This is a genomic window from Solidesulfovibrio magneticus RS-1, assembly GCF_000010665.1.
Classification (GTDB): Bacteria; Desulfobacterota; Desulfovibrionia; order Desulfovibrionales; family Desulfovibrionaceae; genus Solidesulfovibrio; species Solidesulfovibrio magneticus.
The window spans coordinates 1,192,209-1,215,067 of sequence record NC_012796.1 but is presented as its reverse complement, the minus strand read 5'-3'; the positions used below and the strand labels follow the sequence as shown (position 1 = coordinate 1,215,067).

The window sequence follows — 22,859 nt, the reverse complement described above, 5'->3', positions numbered from 1 at the left end:
ATGATCCCCCCGGACCCCCGCAATGTTTCGACCAGGGGCACGACATCTACCACCCCCGTTAAAAAGTTTTTGGGGAAAGAGGGGGGCGCGGGGGGGAGGAAACCCCTTTTTTCAAAAAGGGGTTTCCTCCCCCCCGCCTGACCGGAGGTCAGCAGCACTATGAGACGCAATATCTATCTGCGGACGATTCCCATTGAGGAGGCGCTCACGCGGGTTGTGGAGCGGCTGGATCGGGAGCGGCTTGTCGGCGTGGAGCGTGTCGGGGCCGAACGCGCAACCGGACGGGTCACGGCCGAGCCGGTCATTGCCCGCTATTCCTCGCCCACCTACCACAGCGCGGCCATGGACGGCATTGCCGTGCGCGCGGCCGAGACCTTTGCCGCCCGCGAAGGCTCGCCGGTGCGGCTCGCGCCGGGCCAGGGCTTTGTTTTCGTCAACACGGGCCATCCGCTGCCGACCGGGTTCGACGCGGTGGTGATGATCGAAAATGTGGTCATGGACGGCGAGGCGGCCTGCATCGAGGCTCCGGTGGCCCCTTTTGCCCATGTGCGGCGCATTGGCGAGGACATCGTGGCCACGGAGATGATCCTGCCGCGCCATCGCCGCATCACGCCTTACGACGTGGGCGCCCTGTTGTCCTGCGGCGCGTATGACGTGTCGGTCTACGAGCGCATCCGCATCCGGGTGATCCCCACCGGCGACGAGGTCATGGATTTCACCTCGCGCCCGGCTCCCGGGCCGGGCCAGGTGGTGGAGAGCAATTCCATGCTGCTGTGCGCCCTGGCCGACGAATGGGGCTTTGTCTGCGAGCGGGTGCCGCCGGTATCCGACGATCCCGAGGCCCTGGCCGAGGCGGTGCGGGCCGGCCTTGAATCCGACGCCCACATCGTGGTGACGGTGGCCGGCTCCTCGGCCGGCAGCAAGGATTTCGCCCGGGCCACCATGGAACGGTTCGGCGAAGTCCTGGTGCACGGCGTGGCGGCCATGCCGGGCAAGCCGTCGCTTCTGGGCGTGGCCGAAGGCGGCAAGCTGCTCGTCGGCGCGCCGGGCTATCCGGTCAGCGCCGTGGTCTGCTTCGAGCGGCTGCTGTATCCCCTGGCCTGCTGGCTGTCCCGGGTGGAGCCGCGCAGCAAGCAGACCGTCACGGCGCATCTCGCCCGCAGCGTGCCGTCGCGCATCGGCATGGTGGATTTCGTGCGTCTGGCCGTGGGCAAGGTCGGGCAGCGCCATGTGGCCCTGCCGCTGTCGCGCGGGGCGGGCAGCATTTCCACCCTGACCAAGGCCCAAGCCGTGACGCAGCTGCCGGCCGCGGCCGAAGGGCTGGAAGCCGGGGCCGAGGTCACGGCCGAGCTGCTCTGCGATCCAGGCGAGCTTGCCCGCACGCTCGTGTGCGTTGGCAGCCACGACAACACGCTGGATCTCTTGGCCGACCTGCTCATGCGCCACACCCCGGCCATCCGGCTGGCGTCGAGCCATGTGGGCAGCATGGGCGGACTGATCGCCCTGCGCAACGACGCGGCCATGGTGGCCGGCACGCACCTGTTTGATCCCGAGACCAACGACTACAATTTCCCGTTCCTGGCCAAGTACCTGCCCAATCTTCCCGTGACGGTGATCAACCTGGCCGTACGCCAGCAGGGGCTCATCGTGGCCCCGGGCAATCCGCTGGGCATTGCCGGCGTGGCCGATCTGGCCGACGGCCAGGTGCGGTACTTGAACCGCCAGCGCGGGGCCGGCACGCGCATTCTCTTCGACTACCATCTGGCCCAGGCCGGCATTGATCCGTCACGGGTGTCGGGCTATGGCCGCGAGGAGCACACCCACATGGCGGTTGCCGTCAACGTGGGCACGGGCGCGGCCGACTGCGGCCTGGGCGTCTATGCGGCGGCCAAGGCCCTGGGGCTGGATTTCGTGCCCCTGGCCCGGGAGCGCTACGATCTGGTGGTGCCCACGGCCTATCTGGGCGACCCCAAGATCGAGGCGGTGCTGGAGACGGTTCGCGGCGGGGAGTTCGCTGCCCGGGTGGAGGCCCTTGGCGGCTACGAGACGGCCTGGACCGGCCGGATCATGGAGCCGGGCATGGGGCTGCCGGGCTAGCCGCCGCGTCCGCGAAAAGCGTTTATGATGTTTCGCAGGCAAAATGCTAAAACCATTAATTTTTTAAAAATACTGTCGTATTTTTAAGGGTCGCGGCCCTCGCCGCCAACCACCGCTGCCTCCGGCCCCCTTTTTTCCCATACGGGGGGGCCGGGGGCCTCAGGCCCCCGCCGCCGGAGGCATCTTCCCTAATTCCTAACGCGCATCACCTGATGAGGACGACATGGACTGGAAACTGTTTGCGACGACGTTTGCCACGATTTTCGTGGCCGAGCTGGGTGACAAGACGCAGCTGGCCTGCGTGCTGACGGCGGCGGATTCGAGAAACCCCTGGGTGGTCTTTGCCGGATCGAGTCTGGCCCTGGTCGCCACCTCGCTTCTGGGCGTGGTCTTCGCCGATTTCATATGCAATTTCGTGTCCCCGGCCATCATCAAGAAGGTCGCGGCCGTGGCCTTCGTGGTCATGGGGACGCTTATATACTTCGACAAGCTGTAGCGACCGCAGGAACGGCCGGCGACGGGAAACCGCGCCCGGCAGGTTTTCCGGGCAGGCCTTGGATTGGGGGAGCCCGAACATGAACCCGCCACCGGGACGTGGTCGCGGCGGCTCTGCCCGGGGCCGGCCGGAAAGGAAGGCGCAAGCATGAACGACGAACGCGTTTTCGTGGATCTGCGCGACAAGTGCTGAGGGTTGGGGCTGGAGATAGGTTGGTATCTCCGTCTGTCCCGGGCGCGCGAGCTGGAATTTCTCGTGTCGCCCAAGGCCCGGCCGGTGCTGGAAGATCAACTGTTCACGGTATCGGGCTGGAGCCTGGACGTGGCCGAGGCCGAGGGGTTCCTGCGGGCCGTCTATCGGCGTTTGGCCCCGACGAAGTGAAGGCCGGAGGCGATTTCGATAATCTGGACATTTTGCGGCAAATGGTATTTTGAGTAGGGATGAAGGCCCCTGCTCGCACGACGTCCGGCAGGCTTTTGAACCGGTCCATGGCCACCTTGCTGGTGGCCGTGGCGCTCTTGGCCGCCTTGCCGGCCACCCTGGCCATCCTCTGGACCAGCTTTGAGGCCCGGGGCCGGGCCGAGGCCGAGGTCACGGCCAATCTCGTGACCCTGACGCGCAGCCTGGCCGCCGTCCAGGAGACCATCAACCGCCAGGCCCTGGGGATGCTCGAAACCCTGCGCGCCACCAGGGCCGTGGCCCAGCGCGACCTGCCGGCCGCCAACAGGCTCTTCACCACCGTCCTGGCCGACCGGCCTGAACTATCCAACGTCTTTTTGACCGACGCCGGCGGCCGGGTCATCGCCTCGGGACTGCCGCCGTTTTTGGGCCAGGACCTGTCCGACCGCAAATATTTCCGCGACGCGGCCGCTTCCAAGCGACCGGGCATCGGCGATTTCATCTTCGGGCGCACCACGGGAAAGCCCATCCTCGTCTACGCCATCCCCTTGCTTGACGGCAATGGCGACCTTGCCGGCGTTCTGGGGCTGTCCTATTTCCTCGACGGCTACGAACGCTTCGTGGCCGGGCTGGCCATGCCGCCCCATGTCCGGGTGACCCTGCTCGATCCCTCGGGCCGGCGCATGGTGGCCTACCCGCCAAGCCCGGTTTATCCCCTGGGACAGCCGGCTTTCCCTCCGATCTGGGAGCATGTCCGCGACGCCGCTGCCGACGCCGTGACCTTCACAAGCCCCCGCCCGACCGGCCAGGAAGCCCTGTTCAGTTCCCTGCGCCTGCGGCAGTTCCCGGACGCGCCGCCCTACCTGACCATCATCCTGTCCAGCGCCCGCGACGAAGCCTTTGCCGAGGCCGATCTGCTCCTGCGCCGGGGCCTGACCCTGGCCGTGGTCGCCGGCCTGCTGGCCCTGGCCCTGGCCCGGCTGGCCGGACGGGCGGCCATCGGACGCGGCATCGAAAGCCTCGACCAGGCCGCCGCCGCCCTGGCCGGCGGCGACCTGTCCGCCCGGGCCGCCGTTGACGGCGGCGCGGCCGAGGTACGGCGATTGGGCGAGAGCTTCAACGCCATGGCCGACACCATCGAAATCCGCCAGCATGAGCTGGCCGACGCGGCCAAGGCCATGGAAAAGCTGCGCGGGCAACTCAGCAACATCCTGGAATCCATGCCCTCGGCCATCATCGGTCTGGACGCCGCCGGCCGCGTCACCCATTTAAACGCCCAGGCGGCGACCTTGTTCGGCCTGCCGCGCGAGACCGTCATCGGTCGGGAGGCCGCCCTGGCCGTGCCTTTCCTGGCCGGCCATATGGACGCCATGGAAGACGCCCTGCGCCAGCGCCGCAGCCTGCTGCTGGAATGCATGCCCCTGCGCCGGGGGGAAGACGACCGGCTCATGAACATGCTGTTCTATCCGCTGGTAGCCAACGGGGCCGAGGGCGTGGTCATCCGCCTGGACGACGTCACCGAGCGCGAGCGGCTGCGCGAACTCATGATCCAGACCGAGAAGATGATGAGCGTGGGCGGACTGGCCGCCGGCATGGCCCACGAGATCAACAATCCCCTGGGCAGCATCCTGCAGGCCGCCCAGGTGGTGGAACTCCAGCTCGACCCGGCCCTGCCGGCCAACCAGGAGGCGGCCCGCCAGCTCGGCCTGGACCTCGCCGTCGTGCGCGCCTACCTCGAAGCCCGCAAGGTGCTCAAATTCCTGGCCGGCATCCGCGAGGCCGGACTGCGCGCCGCCTCCATCGTATCCAGCATGTTGGAATTTTCCCGCCAAAGCGACTCGCGCCACGTCCAGGCCGATCTCCGGGCCATGGCCGACAAGAGCCTGAGCCTGGCCGAAAGCGATTATGACCTCAAGAAACGCTACGATTTCAGACATATCAGCATCGAACGCGACTATCCCGAGGAGCCGGTTTCGGTGTCCTGCGCGCCCACGGAAATCGAACAGGTGCTGCTGAACCTGTTTAAAAACGCCGCCCATGCCCTGGCCGGCGTGGCCCAGGAAGGCAAGGTCCCGACCATCGCCGTGCGGGTGCGGTCGCTGCCCGAGGCCGGGGAAATCGTGGTGGCCGACAACGGCCCGGGCATGGACGAGGCCACGCGCGCCCGGGTGTTCGAACCCTTTTTCACCACCAAGCCGGCCGGCGAAGGCACCGGCCTTGGCCTGTCGGTGTCCTATTTCATCATCGTCAACAACCACGGCGGCTCCATCCGCATGGACGCCGAGCCGGGAGCCGGGACGCGCTGCACCATCACCCTGCCCCGCCGGGAGCCGTCGTGAACGCCGCCCCGGCTGTCCTTGTTCTCGACGACGAGGAACTGTTGCGCGAAAGCCTGGCTCTGTACCTGGAGACCCACGGCTTTGCCGTACTCCAGGCCGGCAGCGCCGAGGAGGCCCTGGAGCTGTTGCCGGATCATCCCTGCCGGGCGGCCGTGGTGGACATCCGCCTGCCGGGCCTGACCGGACTGGATTTCATCGCCCGGGCCCACGCCGCCTGGCCGGCCATGCGCTTTGTCGTCTACACGGGTTCGCCGGGCGTGCGGCCGGGGCCGGAGCTTGCGGCCGCCGGCCTTGGCCCGGACGACATCATCGCCAAGCCCGCCGCCGGCCTGGAAATCCTGGCCGCCGCCCTGCGCCGGGTCCTTGGCGAGAGCGGAGACGCGCCATGACCGACGCTCCCAAGGCCACCATCCTGACCATGGACGACGCCGAGATCCTGCGCGAAGCCATGGCCGCCTACCTGGAAAACCACGGCTACCGGGTGCTCCAGGCCGCCGACGGCCGGGAGGGGCTGGAGATCTTCGAGGCGGCCCGGCCCGATCTGGTGCTCATTGACCTGCGAATGCCGGTTCTTGGCGGCATGGAGGTGCTGGCCCGGCTGCGCGAGATGGCCCCGGACACGCCCACCATCGTGGTTTCGGGCACGGGCCTGTTGCAGGACGCCCTGGAGGCCATCCGCCTGGGGGCCTGGGATTTTATCACCAAGCCCATGGCCGACATGGCCGTGCTGCTCCACGCCGTGGACAAGGCCCTGGACCGGGCTCGGCTGCTGGACGAAAACCGTCGCCACCGGGAGCACCTCGAAAGCGAAATCGCCCGGCGCACCCTGGCCCTGGAACGCTCCCTGGAAGAAAAGAAAGTGCTCCTGGCCGAGATCCACCACCGGGTCAAAAACAACCTGCAAATCATCCTGGGGCTGGTCGCCATCCAGGCCGAGGAAGCCGACAGCGACGCCGAACGCGAACGTTTTTCCCGCCTGGAAACCCGGGTGCGCTCCATGGCCCTTATTCACCAGCAGCTTTACAAGCACGGCGACCTGTCCACCATTGACATGGCCGAATACGCCCAGGCCCTGATCAGCTCCCTGGCGGCCATCTTCCGTCACGCCATGGCCGGGGTGGAGGTGATCTGCGACTGCCAGCCCTTCCAGCTTGGCCTGGGCAAGGCCGTGCCCTGCGGGCTTTTGCTCAATGAACTCGTCTCCAACGCCTGCAAGCACGCCTTCACTCCCGGCCAGGCCGGACGACTGACCATCCGCATGGCCCTGGAAGACGGCCAGGCCGCCATCGAGGTGGCCGACGACGGCCGGGGGCCGGGGCCGGATTTCTCCCTGGAAACGGCCCAGACCATGGGCATGACCCTCGTGCGGGAACTCACCCGCCAGCTCGAAGGGACCATCCGCCGCCTGCCCGGGCCGGGCCTGCATCTGGCCGTGACCTTCCCGGTCGACCAGGCCAGCGCCAAGCCGGCCGCCTGAAGCCGGCGGCAAGGGCCAAAAGCGCCCAGCCGGTGACGGTGCGGCCCGGTTTCCCGCCGTCCCGAACCTTTGCCCCTGGGCCGCCCCCGTGCTAGGCTGCCCGGACAGTCCCACACCCCGGGAGGCGACATGACCGTTGAATGGATCAGACACGACGACAGCACCCACTACGTCAACCTTGGCAAGGCCCTGCTCGTCACCGTGGTCCAGGAACGCATCGGCGCGCCCGGCTGGAAAGTCCACGTGGGCAAACGCTCCATCAAGGACAAGATCCCAGACCTCGACGCAGCCAAGCGCGTGGCCCTGGCCTTTGCCCACCGCGTACTCAAGGACGTGGTGGTGGACCTTGAGGAGATCGCCCCGTCCGCGCCCCAACCGCCCAAGGAGTCCGCATGATCCGCCGCGACGACGCCCTGGCCCTGATCAAGGCCCAAAACCCCAACCCCGGCCTTTTGGCCCACGGCCGGCAGACCGAGGCCGTCATGGGCGCCCTGGCCCAGCGCCTGGGCCAGGACCCGGAATTGTGGGGCCTAACCGGCCTGCTCCACGACCTGGACTACCCGGCCACGGCCGAAACGCCCGAGCGCCACGGCCTGGCCCTGCGCGAGCTTTTGCCGCCGGACGCCCTGCCCGAGGAGGCCCTGGCCGCCATCGCCGCCCACAACGACGAACACACCGGCCAAGCCCCGGCCACGCCCTTTGACTACGCCCTTCGCTGCGCCGAGTCGGTCACCGGCATCATCAGCGCCGCCGCCCTGGTGCGGCCCGACAAGATGACCGGCCTGGCCGCCAAGAGCATCAAAAAGAAAATGAAGGACAAGGCCTTTGCCGCGGGCGTCCGGCGGGCCAACATCCTCGAATGCGACAAGGCCGGGCTGCCCCTGGACGAATTTTTGACCCTGGCCATCGCCGCCATCGCCGGCGTGGCCGCCGAAACCGGTCTGGCCTAGGCCCCCCCATCTTTCCCCCATGGCACGCACCATCCTTCTTGGCGCGCTGGCGGCGCTGTTTTTCAGCGCGACCTTCATCCTCAACCGGGCCATGAGCCTGGAAGGCGGCCATTGGCTGTGGTCGGCCAGCCTGCGCTACGCCTTCATGCTGCCCATCCTCCTGCTGTGGACCCTGGCATCCGGCGGCCCAAGGGCCGTGACCGAGGCCCTACGCCTTTTCGGGCGCAATCCGCTGTTCTGGACCCTGGCCGGCTCGGTGGGCTTTGGCGTGTTCTACGCCGGCGTCACTCTGGCCGCGGCCTATTCCCCTGGCTGGGTCACGGCCACCACCTGGCAGGCCACCATCCTGGCCACGCCGCTGGTCTTGGCCGCCCTCGGCCGACGGGTGCCCAAGAAAGGCCTGGCCTTCACCGGGGCCATCTTCGCCGGCATCGTCCTGGTCAACGTCGAGCAGGCCGGCCCCCTGGCCGATGTCGGGAATTTATGGGGCGTGGCCGCCGTCCTGACCGCCGCCCTGGCCTATCCCCTGGGCAACCAGCTCGTCTGGGAGGCCCGCCACGGCGGCAAGGGCCGCATCCCGCGCATCGACCAGCCAAGCCTGGACGCGGGGCGCACGCCCACGCTGCTTCTCACCATCGGCTCCATCCCCTTCTGGCTCGTGCTCATGGCGGTCATCCAGCCGCCGCCGCCAAGCCCGGGGCAGGTGATCCAGACCGGGCTGGTGGCCCTGTCCGCCGGGGTCATCGCCACGACGCTTTTTCTGCGCGCCCGCAGCCGGGCCAAAAACGCCTACGAACTGGCCGCCGTGGACGCCACCCAGGCCCTTGAGGTGGTCTTTTGTCTGGCCGGCGAGACGCTGATCCTGGCCGCGCCCCTGCCCGGCCCCCTGGGCGCGGCCGGCATCGCCCTGGCCGTGGGGGGGCTTGTGCTCTACGTCTGCCGCCAAGTCTGAAGGGCCGCCGACTGGACGGCCGCAAGACCCTGCGCGGGTAGCTCGCCCCGTCACACGCCGCCAGCTTGCCTTGGTTGAACCCGCAAAAAAAGACGCCCCGGAGCTTGTCCGGGGCGTCTTGCCAAGTGGCGCCAAGGCTCGCCGTCCATCGGTCTCGACCCCTGGCGGCGCCGACGGCTTGGGCAAGGCGGCGCGGCAGGCCCGGCCCTTGCCGAGTCCCCGGCAAATGCCAGGCCTGTTGCGGACGCGACGTTAGATGGCGCAGCCGGCAGCCGGGTTCTGACAGCTCTTGGAGTCGCCGGCCGGGGCTTCCGGGTCCTCGCACACGGCCACGTAGGGGCTTAAGAATTTGATGCTGCTGTGTTTGTGGGGCAGCACCAGCCACACTTCCTTGTCCGTGGACTCCACCACCTTGACGGTGACGCCGTCGGGCACGGCGATGCCTTCCTCGCCAAGGGCCTTGGCGGGCTCGGCGAGCAAACGCTGCTTGAAGGCGGCATCGGCTCCGGCTTTGTCGATAATGGCTTCCCAGTTTACGGTTTTCATGGATGATCCTCCAGTTCGAAACGACTTCTGGTTGAGCGCACAGGGGCTGCCGCGGGGACGGCAGGCTCTCCCTAAACTGTCTCTTGTGGAAAGCGACTCTCCGCATGGCAAAATTCATCGCCGATGGCAAGGAAAATTAGGTCGGCCTCACCGCCGGTTCGCCCACTTGGCGCTTAACGGAAATTCCAGCGCACGAACTTGCTCGGTTCATGCGCGCCAAAGCGCATCTGCTCGGGCAAAAAATGTTCCCGCCCTGCTGTTCCCAGGAGTATTGCGGGCCGCGACGCATCAAGGGGGACGGGGCGTGGCATCGCCGCAGCCGGGAGGCCGCGTTGCACCCAACCGGCGCAGGCCAGGCAAAAAGAAAGGCCCCGGCTGCACAAGCCGGGGCCAGTAACTTTATGTTGTAACAAGACTCATGGGTTGACGATTTCGCCTCGGCTTGGACTGTAGAGCCAGTGTTTACCACACCTGGAGTTTGCCAGACAATTGCATTTTACTGGCCTGGATATGCTCTACTGCGAAGAAGCCTCTCCGACAATATTTTTACCCAATGGCATCGCCTCCGTTAGGGTTGCTGACAACCTTCACAAGGGACACGTCTAAGATATAGGTCCACGCCATGGTGATGTCCAGTGCTTTTCTGAAGCGGCCGGCAAAAACGTCGCCGCAAACACCTCGAAAAGATAAAATCCCGTACTTTTCAGGGGATTATCTCCTGCCGCCTCTGGCCGACGCCACTTCGTGACGCGAGCCGCTGCCCCCTCCTGTCCCCCAGGCCCCCCTGTTCGGGGCACGATACCGATCGGCGTGAGAGGCGTCCTGCGGATGTTCCCGAGATGCGGAGAACTGGACTTCAAGACGGAGGCACGGTATCCTTTGAATACAAAAACAGCGTCCATGCTGGGCACGCGTTTATTTCAACGACGCATGTCCGAAGAGGCCGGCCTGTCGGTACGGCCGGAATTCCATCGGGCGATAGAGAGCAGCCATGACCATGACTCTCCCTTGAGGACCCTTTTCCTGAAGGCCGCACAGGCTGCGCCGCTTCAGGGAGAACCACAAACACTCCTGGCGACAACGGTTCGGAAAAATGGTTTTGCACAAGCTGTCGGGGATTGATCCTTCGACAGTTTTTTTCTTGCCCGCGACCCGGGCGACGGCCGTCTTAACCATGGCCTGGCCGCCTTCTGACCATGAACACGCCGACAGCTAGAAGAGCATGAACGTCGAACGACAGAACATACCCCACGACTCGCGCACCGTGACCTTTTATTGCCTGGCCATCCTCCTGAGCGTCGGCGCCTGGCTTCGCCTGCACAACCTGGGGGCCCCCTTCATGTGGGCCGACGAAATGCAGGCCGCGTTCGGCGCGTCGTTTCCCCTTGACTATCTGGCGCGATGGATCATGCAGGTGGAGGTCCATCCTCCGACGTACCATCTCCTGCTCAAAACCTTCCTGCTCTTTGGCGATGCGGACGCCATCCTGCGACTCCCTTCCGCCCTATGCGGCATAGCGACCATCTACCTCGTGTACCGTCTGGCCGCCGAAAGCCAGGGAGAAGAAGCCGGACTTTTTGCCGCCGCCTTGTTGACCGGCAACAGTTTGCACATCTGGATATCCCGCCAAGTTCGCCCCTACGGCGTCCTGGTCTTCCTGTTCAGTCTGAGCCTGCTGTATTTTTTGCGTTTCCTGCGGGACGGAACCGAGAAAAATTTCCGCCGCTTTCTGCTGGCCAACATCCCGGTGGTACTCTTTCATTTGTTAAGCGTCTTGATTTTGGCGGCCCAAGGCGTCATTTTGCTCGGCACAACCCTTGGCAAGCGCACGCGGCCCAGGCATCTCGCCGTGTTTTGCATCGCTTCGGCCGTGTGTTTCCTGCCGGTGAGCCCGGTGCTTCTCAAAACCATGCTGCACCGGCCCGATCTGACCACGCCAAGCCCCTTGGGCAAAGTCATCCAGGACACGCTTGGCAATCTTTCCGGCTTGTTCGATTTTTTCCAAACAGGCTGGACGTTGCCGGCATATCTTGTCCCCTTGGGCTTGGGACTTGTCCGCCTGGGCTTCGTCTCTGGGCTGAGCCTGGGGGTGACCGCCGCCTTTGTCCTGACGCCGCTTGCCATCATCATCCTCAAACACTACGCCGCCTATTATTTCTCCACGCATCTGGCCTTCATGCTCCCGGTGCTCCTGATCCCGGCGGGGCTTGGAGCGGCCATGGCCTGCCCCTTCGGGAAGCGTGCCGCTGGCGTCCTGTCGGTCTGCCTGGCCCTGGCGCTTGGCGCTTCCGTGTTCTCCAAGAACGGGGACAAGCTGTACCGCGAAGACTCCCTGGTCGTTACCTGGTGGGATTTCGGCAATTTCAAGGCCATGGCCAGGGCCTTGGGAGACTATGCGACAGACAAGGCGATAATTGTGTTCAACGATCCGTTCCTTGAACAGGCGGCGGACTGGTACTATCGGCAAGAACACCGACGCAGTTTCATGACTGCACAAGGGCTCACCCCGCAGGACAAGCAGGTGACGCTGCACGTGATGGATATTCACGACAGTTTCAGCGGACTTTCCGACCTCCTGGAGCGAGCCAAGCGTGGCGGCAACTTCCTGGCTACATCTCGGGCTGAAAAACTGCACGTCGCCACACTATCCTTTCCCCGGTTTCCCATCACGGCAATCGACAGCCTGCCCTTCACCGTCACCTACACTGCCGAACCGGACGATGTTTTGGCGCGTGCCTACGCCCTCAAGGACGTTGGCCTGAAGACGGACGGCTCCCGTTTCTTGCGTGCCGCGCGCTATGACTCCCCAGGCGTGGTTGCGTATTGTCTGGAAAACACCACCCGCGCGCCCATTGATTTCATCGCCGTCGGCGTCCAATTCGAAAACACGGGCAAGGACAATCAGATCAGCCTGGAATATGCTTTCGACGCCGGGCCGCCGGTTCGAAAACTCCTGACCAAAGGCCCCGACACGCGCCGGTTCTCCTACGACACGATCCAGCCGCCTGGGGAATTCCGCACGCTCCATCTGAAAGTGGAAATGGCCTGCCGGCAGATCACTGCCCAAAAAGTCGAAGGCAACCTTGAGACGTTGTTGGTCAAAAGCGTCTTTGTCGCCCTGTGCGACCCCCAAACCCAGGGACCATGCAGCACAGGCATCATGGACTGGCACAACAAAATGCTGCAATCCTCCTATATCGCCGAAGATTTTTCACGGTCTGGACCCGAACAAGCATTTTCCGTCACGGATCCGTCGGCCTCGACATCGCATTCCGAGAAGGCGGGTTGGGAAATCCTTTCGCCCGCCTCGGACGACCGCCCTGTCCTGTTACGGGTCAATCTCCGGTCAGTTGGCCAGAATCTTGTGTTTTACCCACGGGTTGGCGGCAACAGTTCGATTCGAGCCTTCCAGGTCGGCCCGGACGGCGCGCAGAACACCATTATGACGATTCCGGGCATTCCCGGGAGTTGGTCGCCTGTTGGTGCCCAATATCCGCTGCCGGAGATACAGGGAGAACTGTTTATCGAACTCAAGGGGAAACAGGCACAGTTGTGGCGCACCCCAAATACGGTGCTCTTTTCCCGGGACTCGTATCACGTCCCTTGATCAATACGCGCGCACTTTGCATAAAATTAATAGTTTTAGATCCTTGACTGCGAAATATTCTCTGTGCTTTTCGTGGGCTCGACACAAGCGCGCAACAGTTCCTCCCCGTTGAGGCGGTCCGGACAAATAGCCGTCGGGCGGCGCTGCCGGCGGGGACAGCCGCAATCGGCGAAAATCATACGGAAATACTCATGAAACTGGACATCATGACGCTCCTCGTCATGAACCTCATCGTCAACGCCGTCAGCGCCTGGGCCATGGCCGTCATCTGGCGCGAAAACCGGCGGCAGTATCCGGGCATCGGCTTCTGGCTGGCCAACATGCTCCTGCAAACCGCAGGACTGGCCCTGATCCTCATGCGGGGCCGGCTGCCGGACGTGTTCTGCGTGCTTCTCGCCAACCTCATGATGCAGTCCGGGGCCGTGCTGCTGCTGGCGGGCCTTGCGCGTTTCACCGAAGCCCCCTGGCGCCAGGGCCGCAACATCGCCCTGTTGGCCGTATTCTCCCTGGCCATGGCCTACTATCTCTACGTCGGCCCGGACATGCAGGCCCGCCAGATCATCGTCTCGGCCTCCATCATCCTGATCACCGGACAGGCCGCCTGGCTGCTGTTGCGAGAGATCGCGCCGCGTTTTCGGGCCGTCACCAACCTCACCGGCTACGTCCTGGTCGGCTTTGTGGCCACCAGCCTGGCGCGCATAGTCCTCATTGTGACCAAGCCGTCGGCCACCCAGGACTTTTTCAATTCCGGCATGGCCGACGCCCTGGCCATCACCCTGTATACGACCCTCAACGCCTGCCTGGCCATCTGCCTGGTCCTGGCCGTCAACCGGCGGCTTTTGGCCGACGTGGGGGCGCTCAAGGACAAGCTGGAGATCCTGGCCACCCACGACGCCCTGACCGGCCTGCCCAACCGGCCGCTTTTCTACGACCGTCTGGCCGTGGCCCTGGCTGGAGCCAGACGCCAGGACGTCCAGCTCGCCGTCATGTCCGTGGACCTCGACGGCTTCAAGGGCGTCAACGACAGCCTGGGCCATCCGGCCGGGGACACGCTCCTTCGGGAAGCGGCCCGGCGTCTGGCCGGGTGCTTGCGCGCCTCGGACACGGTGTCGCGCTTTGGGGGCGATGAGTTCGTGCTGCTCATCGGCGACGTCGGCGGCCCTGGCGACGCCCTGGCCGTGGCGGCCAAGATCCTGGCCGCCTTCCGGGAACCGTTTACACTTGCCGGCCAGGAGGCACACGTTTCCGCCAGCATCGGCGTGGCCCTGTCCCCGGCCCATGGCCGGGAGATCGAGGAACTTGTCCGCCGCTCCGACGAAGCCCTCTACCGGGCCAAGGCCGGCGGCCGGGACGCCTGCCGGCTCTACGGCGAGGACGCGGCCTGATCCCGACCCGGCCCCCCCAAAAGACAAACGGGCGGGACGCCCAAGCGCCCCGCCCGCCAACACTTGCGAACCTTCTTCGTCGCTTGGCCCTAGGCCTGGGACGCGGCCACGGCGTCCGGCCGCTTGGCCCGGACCATGCTGCCCAGGATGATGACCGCGCCGACCACCAGCGAGACCACCATGAAACCGAAGCTCACCTTGTCCAGCAGGGCGATGGTCGGCTCGCTCACGTCCATGAGTCCGAGCTTGGCCAGGTACTTGGGCATGGCAAACCCGCGCGACAAGGCCACGATGAGCATGATCGTGCCCATGACGATCTTGATCATGTGTTCCTTGACAAAGGTGGTGCCGATGGCCCCGAGCTGCACGCCCAGAAGCGAACCGGCCAGGATGATGAGTGTGAGGCGGATGTCCACCATGCCCTGCATGGCCCAGTTGACCGAGCCGGCCAGTCCCATGACAAAGGCGATGACCAGTTCCGTGGCCGAAGCCACCAGGCTCGACGCGCCCAGGATGTAGATCATGCCCGGCACGCCGACAAAGCCGCCCACGGCGATGGTGGCGGCGAGCAGGCCGGTGGCCAGGCCCACGGGCAGCAGAAACCACAGGGAAATACGCAGGTTGGCCTTCTTGAAGGTCATCATGGGCCACAGCTCGATCTTCTGGAGCCGCAGGGCCAGGAAGCAGGTCTGCTCCGCGCCGCAGGACTTGGCCGAAGCCAGGGCGTCGCGCATGACGATGCCGCCGACCACCACCAGCACGGCCACAAACGATACGCTCACGTAGAGGTCCGAACCGGCCGGCCCCCACAGGTTCAGGACGTAATTTTGGATCTTGATGCCGATCTGCACGCCGATGCCGGCGAACGCGGCCAGGTACAGCCCGAGCTTGATGTCCACCTGGCCGTACTTGTAGCGTTTGATGGACCCGACCAGGGCCTTGGGAAACTTGTGGCACATGTTGGAGGCCACGGCCACGGTGCCGGGCACGCCCAGGCTCATCATACCCGGGGTGAGCACAAAGGCCCCGCCCGAACCGATAAATCCGCTGACCAGGCCGCCGATGAAGCCGACAATGAAGAGGAAACAGATTCCGGCCGGATCGAGCTGGATGAACCGGGCGGCGTCGTTAAGCATATCCATGAAACGCGCTCCTTGAAATCGTGTGGTCGTTGGTTTCGGGCCGAACAGGCCGGACTAGACGCTGACCGTGGCCCGGGGGCGGTTGTCCTGGCGGGCCGGGGCGCGGGTCGCGGTCTGGGCCGGAGCCTTGGTCACGGCGCTCACGCCGAGCACTTCCCACAGCGTCCCGGCGAAGGTGCCGTGGACCCAGGAGAACAGGAAGACCGTGGCGATGGGCAGGGCCGTGAACACGCCGCCCCGGGCAGACGTGGTCAGAAGGATATCCTGGAACTGGTACACGGCCGCATACAGAGCCACGCTGCCGATGCCGTACGCCAAGAGCTTGGCCAGGGGCTTTTTCGCCTTCGCTTGCATCAATGCCTCTCCTTTACCCGTTCGTTCATCCGTTACAGGGACGACGTCCCCTAACCAGTCACTTCAAACAGCGGCATGCTCACCGCGAATCCGTCCCTGGCTCGCTGTTCGCGGGCCGCCAGCACGAATTCCACCCGGCGCAGCCGGCCGCATTCCTGCTCCACCACCTCGGCCGGACGGCCGAAACACACCACATGCCGAAATCCCAGCCCCAGCCGCTCGGCCTCCCGGGCGAACTCCCTGGCCGAGACCTTGGCCCGGCGCAAAAACGCCTCCCGGCCCCGGCCCGAAGCGCCACCCTCGGCCGGCGCGGCCACGGTCAACCCCACGATGTCCGTGCCGAGCCGGCCGGCCACGCCCAGAGCCCGCCGAACGAGCCCCAGGGGGAATTCCGGGGCCGTGGACACGGCTACGATCTTCTTGCCCTCGGCGGCCCCGGCCCCCTGGGGCATGGGCTCGAACCGGCTGCCCGCCTCCGACAACGCCAATTGACCAAGCGGGCCGGACACCTCGCCCGTCAGCGACAGGCCATGCTCGGCCAGCCCCACGTCCTGGGCCGTGTCTTCCAGGAAGCGCCGTAGCCGTGACGGACGCCCCAGGCGCGTCCCGGGCAACGCGGCGGCCTTTTCGCGCTTGACCATGTCGGGCTAGACCCGCACCCGGGGACGGTTGTCGATCCGCTTGGCCGCCACAGCCGACGCGTCGGCCGCCTGGCCTCCTTCGGCAAGGACTTCCCGGGCCTCCCTGGTCAGATGGCGTTCGGCAAAGGGCAGGGCGGCGAAAACGGTCTCCACATGTTCCCTGATGCTGGCCATGTCCGTGTCCTCCTGTCGTTTCCTGCTCTTTGTCCAAGTTCCGTACCAACAAGACAAACGCTGTAATGATTGCATTTTTTAACAGGCTAAAACTTTTTTCGTTGCGAAACGCAACACCATGCCGGCTCAGCCCCAGCCAGTCGGCGTTGCTTATTGCAACAGGCGTTGCGGATTGCCTCGGCGGCTGAATCCGGTGTTGCGAGGGGGCTTAAAAAAGCTCAATCATGAGGGAAACCACGGAGAAGCCATGCTGTTTTTCCAGAAACGCACCGAGGGCGCGCTGCCGCCGCCGCCCGTTAGCGACATCGGCCAGTTGCGCGCGCGCATCGACAGCCAGGAACTGCCCCACCACGCCCGGGAAGCGGCCAACCGCGAGCTGGAACGGCTGGAAAAGACCGATCCCTCGGCGGCCGAGTACGGCGTGGGCCTGGCCTATCTGGATTTCCTGCTCGGCCTGCCCTGGGCCGCCGTCACCCCGGACCGCCTGGACCTGGCCCAGGCCGAGGCCGTCCTTGACGCCCGCCACCACGGCCTGGGCCAGATCAAGGACCGGGTGCTCGAATACCTGGCCTCCCGGGCGCTGCGGGCAGCCCCGGATTTCCATGTGCTGGTGGTGGACGACGAGGACATCGCCCGGGCCAATCTGGAGCACGTGCTGCGCAAGGAAGGCTACAAGGTGCGGGGGGCGGCCAACGGCCTGGAAGCCCTGGCCGAGGTGCGGCGAAGCGAGTTCGACCTCATCGTCACCGACCTCAAGATGGACAAGATGGACGGCCTGCAGCTTTTGGCCGAAGCCCGGCGGCTGTCCCCGGCCACCCGGGTGATGCTGGTGACGGGATTCGCCACCGTGGACACGGCCGTGGAAGCCATGCGGCAAGGCGCGGTCTACTACCTGGCCAAGCCGGTCAATCTCGACGAGCTGCGGGCCACTGTGGCCGCGCTGGCCAAGGAAAAGACCGCGCCGGCCTCGTTTCGAAGCCCGGTCTTATGTTTTTCCGGCCCGCCGGGCACGGGCAAGACCTCGGTGGGGCAGGCCATCGCCGAGGCGCTGGGGCGGCGTTTCCACCGCATTTCCCTGGCCGGCCTTCGCGACGAGGCCGAGTTGCGCGGCCATCGCCGCACCTATGTCGGCGCGCTGCCCGGCCGAGTGCTCCAGTCCTATGCCCGGCTGGGCGTGGCCAACCCGGTCTTCATGCTCGATGAGATCGACAAGATCGGCAAGGACTTCCGGGGCGATCCGGCGGCGGTGTTCCTGGAGATGCTTGACCCGGAGCAAAACAGCCAGTTCGTGGACAACTATCTGGAAGCGCCCTTCGACCTGTCGCGCACCCTTTTCATCGCCACGGCCAACGACCTGGCCGAGCTGTCCGGGCCCCTGCGCGACCGTCTGGAAGTGGTTCCCTTTAGGGGCTACACCACCCGGGAGAAGGTGCGCATCGCCGGCGAGCACTTGCTCCCGCGCCAGTTGCGCGAGCATGGGCTGACCCATCCCTTTCCCACAGTCACCGAGGAGGCCTTGCGCCAGGTGGTCACCGGCCACACCCGGGAAGCCGGGGTGCGCAACCTCGACCGGGAGCTTGGCCGCATCTGCCGCAAGCTGGCCCGACTTCGCCTGGAGCAGGGCGAGGGCGCGGCTCCGGCCGAGGTGGACGCCGCCCTGGCCGCGGCACTGCTTGGCCCGCCGCCCTACCGGGGCGAAACGGCCGGGGCCGCGCCGCGCCTGGGCGTGGCCACGGGGCTGGTCTATGCCGACTACGGCGGAGAGATCATTTCGGTGGAAGCCATCCGCATGGAAGGAACCGGGGAACTTCTGCTGACGGGGTCGCTGGGCGAGGTGCTGCGCGAATCGGCCCGCACGGCGCTCAGTCTCGTGCGCTCCCGGGCCGGGGAGCTTGGCGTCGATCCCGGGCTTTTCGCCACCCAGGACGTCCACGTCCACATTCCGGCCGGCTCCATCCCCAAGGAAGGCAGCTCGGCCGGGCTCACCGTGGCCGTGGCCCTGGCTTCGCTGTTTTCCGGCCGGCCCCTGCGCCCGGACGTGGCCATGACCGGCGAGATCACGCTGACGGGCAACGTGCTGCCCGTGGGCGGCATCCGGGAGAAGATCCTGGCCGCCGCCCGGGCCGGCATGCGCGAGGTGCTGGTGCCCGAGGCCAACCGGCCCGAGGTGGCGGCCATGGCCGGCGAGGACAGCCCGGAAGTGCTCGTGCGCCACGTGGCCACGGTCTTTGCGGCCCTGCCCCTGGCATTGGCTTAAAAACGCGTCGTAAGGCCGCGCCCCTACTCCACGGCCAGCCCCAGGCGCTTGACCTTGCGCCACAGCGACACCCGGTCGATGCCGAGGATCTCGGCCGCCCGAGTCTTGTTGCCGTCGCAGTAGGTCAGGATGTCGCGGATATGGCGGCGTTCCAGCTCCTCCAGGGCAATGAGCTCCGGCCCCTCGCGCCGGGCCAGGGCCGGGGCGTCGCCGTGCAAGTCCTGGGGCAGGTCGCCGGCCTCGATGACCTCGCCCCGGGCCATGATGACGGCCCGCTGGACGATGTTTTCGAGTTCCCGGATGTTGCCGGGATACTCGTAGGCCATGAGCCGCCGCACGGCTTCGGCCGAAAAGCCGGTCACGGGCTTGTCCATGCCCCGGGCGTAGCGGGCGGCGAACGCCCCGGCCAGAAGCGGAATGTCCTGGCGGCGGGCGGACAGCGGCGGCACGCGCAAGGTGATGACGTTTAAGCGGTAGTACAGGTCGGCCCGAAACAGCCCGCGCTCCACGTCGGCCTTGAGGTCGCGGTTGGTGGCGGCCAGGATACGGGCGACCACGGGAATCTCCTTGTCGCCGCCCACCCGGAAGAAATGCCGCTCCTGGAGCACGCGCAAAAGCCGCACCTGCATGCTGGGCGACATCTCACCGATTTCGTCGAGAAACAGCGTCCCCTCCCCGGCCACCTCGAAAAGCCCCTTCTTGAGGCTCATGGCCCCGGAAAAGGCCCCCTTTTCGTGGCCGAAAAGTTCGCTGGTCAACAGCTCCTCGGTAAACGCCCCGCAGTTGACGGCCAAAAACCGGTTGGCCCGTTGCAGGCCGGCGGCATGGATGGCCCGGGCCACCAGCTCCTTGCCCGTGCCGGTCTCGCCCAGGATCAGCACCGTGGAGTCGGTGGGCGCGATGTGGCGGATGTTGTCGATAAGCGCCTGGATGGCCGGGCTTTCGCCGATGATAAGCGGCCCCCGGCCAAGCTCGGCCACTTGCCGCGACAGCCGGGCCACCTCCAGCCGCAGCCGGCGCTTGTCCATGGCCTCGGCCACCGTGGCCCGGACCTCGGCCAGGCCGTAGGGCTTGGTCAGGTAGTGGCAGGCCCCCAGGCGCATGGCCTCCACGGCCGAGAAGACCGTGGCGTGGCCGGTCATGACCACCACCTCGGTGTCCGGCCACAGCCGCTTGGCCTCCCCAAGCACGGCCAGCCCGTCCAGGCCCTTCATGCGCAGGTCCGTCAGGACCAGATCGAACTCCCGATCGGCGAGCAGGCCCACGGCCGCCTCGCCGCTGGCCGCCGCAGCCACGTCGTAACCCTCCCGGGCCAGGATGTGGCTGAGGTTTTCCACGGCAATGGCCTCGTCGTCGACCACCAGCACCGACGCGCCCTTCATGCCGCGCCCTCCCCGGCCCGGGGCAGGGGCAGGCGGATGACGAAACGCGCCCCCCGGCCGCCGGTTTTTTCGGCCACGATGGACCCTTGGTGCTTTTCGATGATGCCGAAAACGATGGACAGCCCAAGGCCCGTGCCCTTGCCCACCTCCTTGGTGGTGTAGAAGGGATCAAATACCCGGCCCAGGTCTTCGTCGGCAATGCCCGGCCCGGTGTCCTCCACCACGAGGGCCACGGCGTCGGCCTCGACCCGGGCCGAGACCGTGATGGCCCCGGACGGGGCGTCGATGGCCTGGACGGCGTTTAACAGCAGGTTGATGAGCACCTCCTGCATCCGGGCGGCGTCGAGATTGAGGACCATATCCTCGGGCACGTCCCGGGACAGGGTGATCCCAGACGGCGTCTGGCTCGACACCAGCCGAAACGCCCCGGCCACCACCGGGGCCAGGGGTGTGGGCTTGAGGCTGAAGTCCTTGGCCCGGGAAAATTCCAGCAGCCCTTTGACGATGTCCCGGGCGCGCAGCACTTCTTGCTGGATATTGGTGAGCATCCGCCCGGCAAAGGCCGGCTCGCACTGGCCGTGCTCCTCGATGAGGATCTGGCAGGAGGTGGAGATGTTATTGAGGGGATTGTTGAGCTGGTGGGCGATGCCCGAGGTCAACACGCCCAGCGACGACAGTTTTTTTTCCTGGACGAGCTGGGCCTGCCGACGCTCAAGCTCCCGGGTCATGCGGTTGAAGGCCTCGATGACCAGGCCCGTCTCGTCGCCAGCCTGGGGGGGAGCCAGGGTCTTGAAACGGCCTTGGCCGATATCGGCCGTGGCCTGGACGATGACGCCAAGGGCGCGCAGGATTTTGCGGGCCAGAAGCCAGGCCAGGGCCAGGGCCGAGGCGATGACGCACAGCCCGGCCACCAGCAACTGCCGCTTGAGGTTGGCAACCAGGGCCAGGGTACGGCTGCGTTCGGCGTTTTTGATGTCCAGCGACAGGTCGACCATATCCTTGCCGGCCTGGCGCAGGGCGTCCAGGCGTTCGGCCGGGGCGGCGGCGGCCGGCCCCAGGGCTTGCCCCTTGGCCTGGTAGGTATTAAGCGCCGCGTCCAGGGCGGCGATGCCGCGCCGGCTGCGGCCGTCGCGGGCGTCGGCCGACATGGCGAGCAGGGTGGCCCGGGCCTGGTCGATATAGCGCTGGGCTTCCTCGAAATCCTCGCCGTGGCCGTAGAGCAGGAAGTTTTTCTCGTAACGCCGCACTTCCAGGATGGTGTTGGAGAGGTCGTCGGCCATCTCCATAAGCGTCAGCGTCGTTTCCAGGCGCATCAGGGAATTGAGCGACACCACCCCGACCACGGCAAAGGCCAGCACCGGAATGACGACGCCGGCCAGCACCTTCTGGCGGATGGTGAGATGGGGCAGCCGCAACGACTGTAACAAGGCGTCCTCCCGGGGCTGGGGCGGCCATACGCCGTCCGCCCGGGGCACGGTACGCCCGAGCCGGGCTTTTGTCAGCCCGGCTCGGGGACCTGCCCCGACACCCGGCCGGCCCCGGACACCCCTCGGACGGAGGCCTGGGCGGTCGCCTCCAGGGCGCAGGACATCAGCCGCACAGGGCTGCCGGCGTCGATCCTCTTGTGTGCTCGCGACTGCCCGCACAATCCGCCCCCACACACGCACTGATTGACCGGCTCCGTCCGTTTCTTTATTGTTTTATGGTTCAAAGCAGTCGGCTCCAGTCTTGCCCTGGCTATAGCGACGTACCGGCGCCTGCCCACAACCCCTGGCAACGGAGCACGACATGGGTCGTTCCCTGGCCGTCGATCTCGGCTGGAGGGCCTTGTCCCTGCTGGAGATGGGCGGCGTCATGGCCATCTATTTCTGGGGCATCTGGCAGGTCGGCCCGGCCCTGGCCCAAAACGGGACCGCCCTTGGCCCCGGGGTGGGCGGCTTGTTTCTGGCCACGGCCGTCTATGCCGCCGTGGTCTCCCCTCTGGTCGTCCACCACGACTCCGGGCCGCTGCGGGGCGTTGGCTCCTGGCGCCGCGGCTTCCTTCGCACCGACAACCTGGGCCGGGCCCTTGCCGTCTACGGCTCCCTCGCCAGCGCTGCCTTGCTCCTCATCGTGGCCGCCGCTCTGGCCACCGGCCGCTTCTCGCCCCTGGCCTTCGACTGGGACGCCCTGGGACGGCGTTTTTTCCTCTACATCTTCTCGGCCCTGGGCCAGCAGCTGTTTATCTTCGGCTTTTTCTACCCCCGGCTGACCTGTCTGCTCTACGGCGGCCGAACCTTTAACGGCGACCACCTCGACGCTGACGCCTGCCGCCGGCCCTTTGCCCAGGCCCGCTTCTGCCAGGGACTCACCGACCGTGAGCTACTGTGCGTCGGCTGGCTTGGGCTGGTGGCGGCGCTGTTTCATTATCCCAACACCACGCTTATGCTCGGCGTCTTTTTCGCCGCCGCCCTGTGGAGCCTCGTGTACCGCAACGTGCCCAATATCTGGGTCTCGGCCGTTGCCCATGCCGCCATCGGCGCGTCGCTCAACCTGATACTGGGCGTCAATACCCGCATAGGACCGTCCTTTGGCTCCAATTACCGGGGCTTTTTCCGCACCGTGTTCCCTTTCCTGGAACAAGTCATCAACGGGAAGTTCTAGGAACTTCCAACCGGCCAG

General features: G+C 66.2%; 21 protein-coding genes. 13 read left to right on the top strand and 8 right to left on the bottom strand.

Annotation, left to right across the window (positions count from 1 at the left end; translation table 11 throughout):
• Nucleotides 1–159: 159 nt before the first annotated feature.
• The 9 genes from DMR_RS04975 to DMR_RS04935 all read left to right on the top strand — a co-directional run bounded on the left by DMR_RS04975 (nt 160) and on the right by DMR_RS04935 (nt 8,710).
• Nucleotides 160–2,097: a molybdopterin biosynthesis protein gene (locus DMR_RS04975; RefSeq protein ID WP_015859816.1), complete on the top strand. Its 1,938-nt coding sequence runs from the start codon at nt 160–162 to the stop codon at nt 2,095–2,097.
• Nucleotides 2,098–2,320: 223 nt separating this feature from the next.
• Nucleotides 2,321–2,593 carry a TMEM165/GDT1 family protein gene (locus tag DMR_RS04970; protein WP_015859815.1) on the top strand — a complete coding sequence of 91 codons (273 nt, stop codon included), beginning with the start codon at nt 2,321–2,323 and terminating at the stop codon, nt 2,591–2,593.
• A 195-nt stretch (nt 2,594–2,788) separates the two neighbouring features.
• Nucleotides 2,789–2,974, top strand: coding sequence for a hypothetical protein (locus DMR_RS04965; protein ID WP_015859814.1), 186 nt, complete (start codon nt 2,789–2,791; stop codon nt 2,972–2,974).
• Between the two features lie 59 nt (nt 2,975–3,033).
• Nucleotides 3,034–5,331, top strand: coding sequence for an ATP-binding protein (locus DMR_RS04960; RefSeq protein WP_015859813.1), 2,298 nt, complete (start codon nt 3,034–3,036; stop codon nt 5,329–5,331).
• Nucleotides 5,328–5,720 carry a response regulator gene (locus DMR_RS04955; protein WP_015859812.1) on the top strand — a complete coding sequence of 131 codons (393 nt, stop codon included), beginning with the start codon at nt 5,328–5,330 and terminating at the stop codon, nt 5,718–5,720. Before DMR_RS04960 ends, DMR_RS04955 begins: the two co-directional genes overlap by 4 nt.
• A complete protein-coding gene (locus DMR_RS04950) occupies nt 5,717–6,808 on the top strand; it encodes a sensor histidine kinase (protein ID WP_015859811.1) in 1,092 nt (363 codons plus the stop codon). Before DMR_RS04955 ends, DMR_RS04950 begins: the two co-directional genes overlap by 4 nt.
• A 129-nt stretch (nt 6,809–6,937) precedes the next feature.
• Nucleotides 6,938–7,204, top strand: a complete 267-nt coding sequence (locus DMR_RS04945) for a hypothetical protein (RefSeq protein WP_015859810.1) — start codon at nt 6,938–6,940, stop codon at nt 7,202–7,204.
• Entirely contained in the window at nt 7,201–7,758 is a 558-nt protein-coding gene (locus DMR_RS04940) for an HD domain-containing protein (protein ID WP_015859809.1), read from the top strand. The genes DMR_RS04945 and DMR_RS04940 overlap by 4 nt, the downstream gene beginning before the upstream one ends.
• Nucleotides 7,759–7,777: 19 nt before the next feature.
• Nucleotides 7,778–8,710 carry a DMT family transporter gene (locus tag DMR_RS04935; RefSeq protein ID WP_015859808.1) on the top strand — a complete coding sequence of 311 codons (933 nt, stop codon included), beginning with the start codon at nt 7,778–7,780 and terminating at the stop codon, nt 8,708–8,710.
• 252 nt (nt 8,711–8,962) lie between these two features.
• Here DMR_RS04935 and DMR_RS04930 read toward each other — a convergent pair whose 3' ends face one another.
• Nucleotides 8,963–9,256: an NHLP leader peptide family RiPP precursor gene (locus tag DMR_RS04930; protein ID WP_043600111.1), complete on the bottom strand. Its 294-nt coding sequence runs from the start codon at nt 9,254–9,256 to the stop codon at nt 8,963–8,965.
• 915 nt (nt 9,257–10,171) lie between these two features.
• Nucleotides 10,172–10,432 (bottom strand): hypothetical protein, encoded by a 261-nt coding sequence (locus tag DMR_RS04925; protein ID WP_043600108.1) that lies wholly within the window; start codon nt 10,430–10,432, stop codon nt 10,172–10,174.
• A 46-nt stretch (nt 10,433–10,478) separates the two neighbouring features.
• On the opposite strand from DMR_RS04925, the gene DMR_RS04920 reads away from it, so the two are divergent.
• Both DMR_RS04920 and DMR_RS22315 read left to right on the top strand, forming a co-directional pair.
• Nucleotides 10,479–12,863 carry a glycosyltransferase family 39 protein gene (locus DMR_RS04920; protein ID WP_015859806.1) on the top strand — a complete coding sequence of 795 codons (2,385 nt, stop codon included), beginning with the start codon at nt 10,479–10,481 and terminating at the stop codon, nt 12,861–12,863.
• Between the two features lie 191 nt (nt 12,864–13,054).
• Entirely contained in the window at nt 13,055–14,248 is a 1,194-nt protein-coding gene (locus tag DMR_RS22315) for a GGDEF domain-containing protein (protein ID WP_015859805.1), read from the top strand.
• A gap of 89 nt (nt 14,249–14,337) precedes the next feature.
• Here DMR_RS22315 and DMR_RS04910 read toward each other — a convergent pair whose 3' ends face one another.
• Genes DMR_RS04910 through DMR_RS24885 form a run of 4 tightly spaced genes read right to left on the bottom strand, consistent with a single transcriptional unit; the run spans nt 14,338 to nt 16,559 of the window.
• Nucleotides 14,338–15,390: a sulfite exporter TauE/SafE family protein gene (locus DMR_RS04910; protein WP_015859804.1), complete on the bottom strand. Its 1,053-nt coding sequence runs from the start codon at nt 15,388–15,390 to the stop codon at nt 14,338–14,340.
• 54 nt (nt 15,391–15,444) lie between these two features.
• Entirely contained in the window at nt 15,445–15,744 is a 300-nt protein-coding gene (locus DMR_RS04905; protein WP_015859803.1) for a hypothetical protein, read from the bottom strand.
• Nucleotides 15,745–15,794: 50 nt separating this feature from the next.
• On the bottom strand, nt 15,795–16,385 hold the full coding sequence (locus DMR_RS04900; RefSeq protein ID WP_015859802.1) for a hypothetical protein: 591 nt from the start codon (nt 16,383–16,385) through the stop codon (nt 15,795–15,797).
• Between the two features lie 6 nt (nt 16,386–16,391).
• Nucleotides 16,392–16,559: a hypothetical protein gene (locus DMR_RS24885; RefSeq protein WP_158304243.1), complete on the bottom strand. Its 168-nt coding sequence runs from the start codon at nt 16,557–16,559 to the stop codon at nt 16,392–16,394.
• A gap of 247 nt (nt 16,560–16,806) precedes the next feature.
• Here DMR_RS24885 and DMR_RS04895 point away from each other — a divergent pair, with 247 nt between their 5' ends.
• Nucleotides 16,807–18,816 (top strand): S16 family serine protease, encoded by a 2,010-nt coding sequence (locus DMR_RS04895; protein ID WP_015859800.1) that lies wholly within the window; start codon nt 16,807–16,809, stop codon nt 18,814–18,816.
• Between the two features lie 23 nt (nt 18,817–18,839).
• On the opposite strand, the gene DMR_RS04890 is transcribed toward DMR_RS04895, so the two are convergent.
• On the bottom strand, nt 18,840–20,198 hold the full coding sequence (locus DMR_RS04890; protein WP_015859799.1) for a sigma-54-dependent transcriptional regulator: 1,359 nt from the start codon (nt 20,196–20,198) through the stop codon (nt 18,840–18,842).
• A complete protein-coding gene (locus tag DMR_RS04885) occupies nt 20,195–21,625 on the bottom strand; it encodes an ATP-binding protein (RefSeq protein WP_043600105.1) in 1,431 nt (476 codons plus the stop codon). The genes DMR_RS04890 and DMR_RS04885 overlap by 4 nt, the downstream gene beginning before the upstream one ends.
• A gap of 361 nt (nt 21,626–21,986) precedes the next feature.
• Between DMR_RS04885 and DMR_RS04880 the strand changes: the two genes are divergently transcribed.
• Nucleotides 21,987–22,841: a hypothetical protein gene (locus tag DMR_RS04880; protein ID WP_015859797.1), complete on the top strand. Its 855-nt coding sequence runs from the start codon at nt 21,987–21,989 to the stop codon at nt 22,839–22,841.
• Nucleotides 22,842–22,859 lie beyond the last annotated feature (18 nt).